Origin of the sequence: Paraburkholderia sp. BCC1884, from assembly GCF_900996225.1 — a bacterium.
Classification (GTDB): Bacteria; Pseudomonadota; Gammaproteobacteria; order Burkholderiales; family Burkholderiaceae; genus Paraburkholderia.
This window is the reverse complement of sequence record NZ_CAAJGL010000072.1, coordinates 1-5,574: the sequence shown is the minus strand read 5'-3', so window position 1 is coordinate 5,574 and position 5,574 is coordinate 1. Positions and strand designations below refer to the sequence as shown.

The 5,574-nt window shown below is 53.0% G+C and carries 2 tRNA genes and 3 rRNA genes; all 5 read left to right on the top strand.

Annotated features, from left to right (window positions below):
• Window positions 1-219 precede the first annotated feature (219 nt).
• Window positions 220-1,750: ribosomal RNA gene (locus FQ705_RS15375) — 16S ribosomal RNA — on the top strand.
• Window positions 1,751-1,815: 65 nt separating this feature from the next.
• Window positions 1,816-1,892, top strand: a tRNA-Ile gene (locus FQ705_RS15370).
• 91 nt (window positions 1,893-1,983) lie between these two features.
• Window positions 1,984-2,059, top strand: a tRNA-Ala gene (locus FQ705_RS15365).
• Between the two features lie 285 nt (window positions 2,060-2,344).
• Window positions 2,345-5,225 (top strand): 23S ribosomal RNA (locus tag FQ705_RS15360).
• A 223-nt stretch (window positions 5,226-5,448) separates the two neighbouring features.
• Window positions 5,449-5,561 (top strand): 5S ribosomal RNA (rrf, locus tag FQ705_RS15355).
• The 16S, 23S and 5S rRNA genes sit together here with 2 tRNA genes alongside, the layout of an rRNA operon.
• Window positions 5,562-5,574 lie beyond the last annotated feature (13 nt).

Genomic DNA, 5,574 nt, shown 5'->3' with positions numbered 1-5,574 from the left:
GTGGATGCGTACTCGATCTTTAAAAATTAACAGCCGATAAGTGTGGGCGCTTGATGCGCGATGCGAGCCGGGTCCTTCGGGGTCTGGCGCAAAGCAGAAGTATCAAGTCTCACACAGTAATGAAAGGAAGGTTTGAGCATCGCGAGATGGTTAAACAATTCGTCAGTACGTTGAGTGAGCGACCGGTTCTTAACGGAACCGAAAAACAGTAACAGGTTTGAACTGAAGAGTTTGATCCTGGCTCAGATTGAACGCTGGCGGCATGCCTTACACATGCAAGTCGAACGGCAGCACGGGGGCAACCCTGGTGGCGAGTGGCGAACGGGTGAGTAATACATCGGAACGTGTCCTGTAGTGGGGGATAGCCCGGCGAAAGCCGGATTAATACCGCATACGCTCTACGGAGGAAAGGGGGGGATCTTAGGACCTCTCGCTACAGGGGCGGCCGATGGCAGATTAGCTAGTTGGTGGGGTAAAGGCCTACCAAGGCGACGATCTGTAGCTGGTCTGAGAGGACGACCAGCCACACTGGGACTGAGACACGGCCCAGACTCCTACGGGAGGCAGCAGTGGGGAATTTTGGACAATGGGCGCAAGCCTGATCCAGCAATGCCGCGTGTGTGAAGAAGGCCTTCGGGTTGTAAAGCACTTTTGTCCGGAAAGAAAACCTCCTGGTTAATACCTGGGGGGGATGACGGTACCGGAAGAATAAGCACCGGCTAACTACGTGCCAGCAGCCGCGGTAATACGTAGGGTGCAAGCGTTAATCGGAATTACTGGGCGTAAAGCGTGCGCAGGCGGTTCGCTAAGACAGATGTGAAATCCCCGGGCTTAACCTGGGAACTGCATTTGTGACTGGCGGGCTAGAGTATGGCAGAGGGGGGTAGAATTCCACGTGTAGCAGTGAAATGCGTAGAGATGTGGAGGAATACCGATGGCGAAGGCAGCCCCCTGGGCCAATACTGACGCTCATGCACGAAAGCGTGGGGAGCAAACAGGATTAGATACCCTGGTAGTCCACGCCCTAAACGATGTCAACTAGTTGTTGGGGATTCATTTCCTTAGTAACGTAGCTAACGCGTGAAGTTGACCGCCTGGGGAGTACGGTCGCAAGATTAAAACTCAAAGGAATTGACGGGGACCCGCACAAGCGGTGGATGATGTGGATTAATTCGATGCAACGCGAAAAACCTTACCTACCCTTGACATGTATGGAATCCTGCTGAGAGGTGGGAGTGCCCGAAAGGGAGCCATAACACAGGTGCTGCATGGCTGTCGTCAGCTCGTGTCGTGAGATGTTGGGTTAAGTCCCGCAACGAGCGCAACCCTTGTCCCTAGTTGCTACGCAAGAGCACTCTAGGGAGACTGCCGGTGACAAACCGGAGGAAGGTGGGGATGACGTCAAGTCCTCATGGCCCTTATGGGTAGGGCTTCACACGTCATACAATGGTCGGAACAGAGGGTTGCCAAGCCGCGAGGTGGAGCCAATCCCAGAAAACCGATCGTAGTCCGGATCGCACTCTGCAACTCGAGTGCGTGAAGCTGGAATCGCTAGTAATCGCGGATCAGCATGCCGCGGTGAATACGTTCCCGGGTCTTGTACACACCGCCCGTCACACCATGGGAGTGGGTTTCACCAGAAGTAGGTAGCCTAACCGCAAGGAGGGCGCTTACCACGGTGGGATTCATGACTGGGGTGAAGTCGTAACAAGGTAGCCGTATCGGAAGGTGCGGCTGGATCACCTCCTTTCTCGAGCTAACGCATCAATGCGTTGAGCGCTCACGCTTATCGGCTGTGAATTAGGACAGACTCAGGGGTCTGTAGCTCAGTTGGTTAGAGCACCGTCTTGATAAGGCGGGGGTCGATGGTTCGAATCCATCCAGACCCACCACTGTTTCTGCGGTGGCTGGCGCTAATTGATGAGGGTGTAAAAGCACCTTTGCCCCTGGGTAGAAAGCAGATAGCAGTATCTGTGCATGACTGGGGGATTAGCTCAGCTGGGAGAGCACCTGCTTTGCAAGCAGGGGGTCGTCGGTTCGATCCCGTCATCCTCCACCAATCTTCAATGCCAAGGGTTCAGTTGAACTGAGTGTTTGGCATTGGCGATTGAGCCAGTCAGAGTGATGTGAGGCAGAGCTTCATATCGGCTGTCGTTCTTTAACAATCAGGAAGAAGTAGTAAAGAGATTCACGAAAGATCACTTAGAGATGGGTGATTGAGTAGGTGAATCAGGGTTGTGATTGTATCAATGTATGAAAAAGTGATCGAAAGATTGCTTTGGAATACGGCGCAACACGAATACTCAACCTGTAGCGATGTGCTCGAGAGACACACTCGTTATAGGGTCAAGCGAACAAGTGCATGTGGTGGATGCCTTGGCGATCACAGGCGATGAAGGACGCGGTAGCCTGCGAAAAGCGGAGGGGAGCTGGCAAACGAGCTTTGATCCTCCGATATCCGAATGGGGAAACCCGGCCCGTATGGGTCATCCATGACTGAATACATAGGTCATGCGAAGCGAACGCGGTGAACTGAAACATCTAAGTAACCGCAGGAAAAGAAATCAACCGAGATTCCCAGAGTAGTGGCGAGCGAAATGGGACCAGCCTGTACTCTTTATCTTCATTGTTAGTCGAAGGCTCTGGAAAGTGCCGCCATAGCAGGTGATAGCCCTGTAGACGAAAACAGCGAGGAAGAACTAGGTGTACGACAAGTAGGGCGGGACACGTGAAATCCTGTCTGAAGATGGGGGGACCATCCTCCAAGGCTAAATACTCGTGATCGACCGATAGTGAACCAGTACCGTGAGGGAAAGGCGAAAAGAACCCCGGGAGGGGAGTGAAATAGATCCTGAAACCGCATGCATACAAACAGTAGGAGCCTCCTTGAGGGGTGACTGCGTACCTTTTGTATAATGGGTCAGCGACTTACATTCAGTGGCAAGCTTAACCGATTAGGGCAGGCGTAGCGAAAGCGAGTCCGAACAGGGCGATTCAGTCGCTGGGTGTAGACCCGAAACCAGGTGATCTATCCATGGCCAGGATGAAGGTGCGGTAACACGTACTGGAGGTCCGAACCCACTAACGTTGAAAAGTTAGGGGATGAGCTGTGGATAGGGGTGAAAGGCTAAACAAACCTGGAAATAGCTGGTTCTCTCCGAAAACTATTTAGGTAGTGCCTCGTGTATCACCTTCGGGGGTAGAGCACTGTCATGGTTGTGGGGTCCATTGCGGATTACTACGCCATAGCAAACTCCGAATACCGAAGAGTGCAATCACGGGAGACAGACATCGGGTGCTAACGTCCGGTGTCAAGAGGGAAACAACCCAGACCGCCAGCTAAGGTCCCCAAATATTGCTAAGTGGGAAACGAAGTGGGAAGGCTAAAACAGTCAGGAGGTTGGCTTAGAAGCAGCCATCCTTTAAAGAAAGCGTAATAGCTCACTGATCGAGTCGTCCTGCGCGGAAGATGTAACGGGGCTAAGCAATATACCGAAGCTGCGGATGCACATTTATGTGCATGGTAGGAGAGCGTTCCGTAAGCCTGCGAAGGTGCATTGAAAAGTGCGCTGGAGGTATCGGAAGTGCGAATGCTGACATGAGTAGCGATAAAGGGGGTGAAAAGCCCCCTCGCCGTAAGCCCAAGGTTTCCTACGCAACGTTCATCGGCGTAGGGTGAGTCGGCCCCTAAGGCGAGGCAGAAATGCGTAGCTGATGGGAAGCAGGTTAATATTCCTGCACCATTGTTAAATGCGATGGGGGGACGGATCGCGGAAGGTTGTCCGGGTGTTGGAAGTCCCGGTCCTTGCATTGGAGAAGGCGCTTAGGCAAATCCGGGCGCGCAATTCAAGGGTGTGAGGCCATTCACTTAGGTGAAGAAGCAATCGGAAGTGGTTCCAAGAAAAGCCTCTAAGCTTCAGTTTAACAAGACCGTACCGCAAACCGACACAGGTGGGCGAGATGAGTATTCTAAGGCGCTTGAGAGAACTCGGGAGAAGGAACTCGGCAAATTGGTACCGTAACTTCGGGATAAGGTACGCCCCTGTAGCTTGATGCCCCTGCGGGCAAAGGGTGAAGGGGTTGCAATAAACTGGTGGCTGCGACTGTTTAATAAAAACACAGCACTCTGCAAACACGAAAGTGGACGTATAGGGTGTGACGCCTGCCCGGTGCCGGAAGATTAAATGATGGGGTGCAAGCTCTTGATTGAAGTCCCGGTAAACGGCGGCCGTAACTATAACGGTCCTAAGGTAGCGAAATTCCTTGTCGGGTAAGTTCCGACCTGCACGAATGGCGTAACGATGGCCACACTGTCTCCTCCCGAGACTCAGCGAAGTTGAAGTGTTTGTGATGATGCAATCTCCCCGCGGCTAGACGGAAAGACCCCATGAACCTTTACTGTAGCTTTGCATTGGACTTTGAACCGATCTGTGTAGGATAGGTGGGAGGCTATGAAGCGTGGACGCCAGTCTGCGTGGAGCCAACCTTGAAATACCACCCTGGTTTGTTTGAGGTTCTAACCTTGGTCCGTTATCCGGACTGGGGACAGTGCATGGTAGGCAGTTTGACTGGGGCGGTCTCCTCCCAAAGTGTAACGGAGGAGTACGAAGGTACGCTAGGTACGGTCGGAAATCGTGCTGATAGTGCAATGGCATAAGCGTGCTTAACTGCGAGACCGACAAGTCGAGCAGGTGCGAAAGCAGGTCATAGTGATCCGGTGGTTCTGTATGGAAGGGCCATCGCTCAACGGATAAAAGGTACTCTGGGGATAACAGGCTGATACCGCCCAAGAGTTCATATCGACGGCGGTGTTTGGCACCTCGATGTCGGCTCATCTCATCCTGGGGCTGTAGCCGGTCCCAAGGGTATGGCTGTTCGCCATTTAAAGAGGTACGTGAGCTGGGTTTAAAACGTCGTGAGACAGTTTGGTCCCTATCTGCCGTGGGCGCTGGATATTTGAAGGGGGCTGCTCCTAGTACGAGAGGACCGGAGTGGACGAACCTCTGGTGTACCGGTTGTCACGCCAGTGGCATCGCCGGGTAGCTATGTTCGGAAGAGATAACCGCTGAAAGCATCTAAGCGGGAAACTCGCCTTAAGATGAGATATCCCCGGGGCTTCGAGCCCCTTGAAGGGTCGTTCAAGACCAGGACGTTGATAGGTCAGGTGTGGAAGCGCAGTAATGCGTTAAGCTAACTGATACTAATTGCCCGTAAGGCTTGATCCTATAACAAGTGTGTCTCGACCAGCGTTAGCGCTTTAGCGCTTACACTGGTCTGATCCCCGAAGGGGATAGTGTGAACCTCCACAGGAGGCGAGCACAGACGCCGGTTGAGATCAGTGTTGTGCCAGAAACAACACAACCCCGCCTTCCCTGATGTTCCATCATCAGAAACTACTTCTTCCAGATTGGCTGTATTGCTCACGCAGCAGTACAGCAACAAGTCATGCCTGATGACCATAGCGAGTCGGTACCACCCCTTCCCATCCCGAACAGGACCGTGAAACGACTCCACGCCGATGATAGTGCGGATTCCCGTGTGAAAGTAGGTAATCGTCAGGCTCCCAAGCAGCAA